The organism is Pseudomonas sp. P5_B2, assembly GCF_056400445.1.
Map to the genome: position 1 here is coordinate 1 of NZ_JBFULH010000983.1, position 1,205 is coordinate 1,205.

The 1,205-nt window shown below is 58.5% G+C and carries 1 protein-coding gene; it reads left to right on the top strand.

Annotated features, from left to right (window positions below):
* A partial coding sequence (locus tag AC1DRJ_RS28515; protein WP_477805085.1) for a DUF1254 domain-containing protein occupies positions 1–1,205 on the top strand: 1,205 nt, incomplete at both ends.

The window sequence follows — 1,205 nt, forward strand, 5'->3', positions numbered from 1 at the left end:
GTTCCTGACGCCCAACGCGGACACGATCTATATCATCTCCGGTTTCGATCTCTCGAAGGGGCCGATGGTGGTGGAAGTCCCGCCGGGAGTCCTCGGCACCGTCCAGGATGCTTGGTTCCGCTGGATTATCGACATTGGCGTGCCAGGCCCTGATCGCGGCCAAGGAGGGAAATATCTAATCGTGCCGCCGGACTACGAAGGCCCATTGCCAGAAGGGGAGTTCAACGTCGCCCACTCCAAGACCACACACGGCGTTTGGTTCGCGCGCGCGTTCATCGAGAACGGCAACGATCCCAAGCCGGTGGTCGAACAGATCAAGAAAACCACCAAGGTCTATCCCTACAAGGCTGGCGGTGTCGGGACACCGATCGCCGAGTTCTTGACGGGCAAGGCCAAGCTTAGCGCGGTCACCCCGCCACCGCCGACCGCGTTCCATGAAGGCAGCGGCAAGGTGATGAACACCATTCCGCCGAACGACTTTTCATATTTCGAAATGTTGAACGAGATCGTGCAGCAGGAACCGGCCACCAGCCTCGACCCCGAGTTGATGGGGCCAATCGCCGCCATCGGGATCATTAAGGGCAAGCCTTTTGCACCTGATGCGCGAATGAAGAAGATTCTCATGGAAGCGCTGGTGGTAGCCAACGCGACGTCACGCAGCCTGTTCATGAGTCCGCGCGATAAGTCATGGTATTACTACGATAATGCGAATTGGCAGAACATGCTGTTCGCCACTGGCCACGAGTTTGAAACGCCGATTCCGCAGATCACGCCGGAGGGAGTGAAGCCTTTCCCTGCGACCGGCTACCGCCAACTGGATGCGCGTTCAGCCTTCTTCTACGGCGTCACCGGCATCACACCCGCGATGGCCATGCGACTACCCGGCGCTGGTTCGACGTATTTGTGGACTATGGTCGACGCTCAGAATAACTACTTCGATGGCGCCAAGACCTACAAGGTCAGCCTGCCGAAGGACATCCCCGCAGAAAAATTCTGGTCGTTCACGCTTTACGACAACATGACTCGGTCGATGCTCGACACACCACAGCGGTATCCGCGCTCCGGCAGCCAAAGCTTCCCATCACCGGCTGCGGAGCCAAACGCTGACGGGACGACGACGGTCTACTTTGGGCCGCAGCAACCTAAAGGAGTGGCACGCGGAAACTGGATCCAAACCATGCCCGGCAAAGGCTTCTTCCCATGTC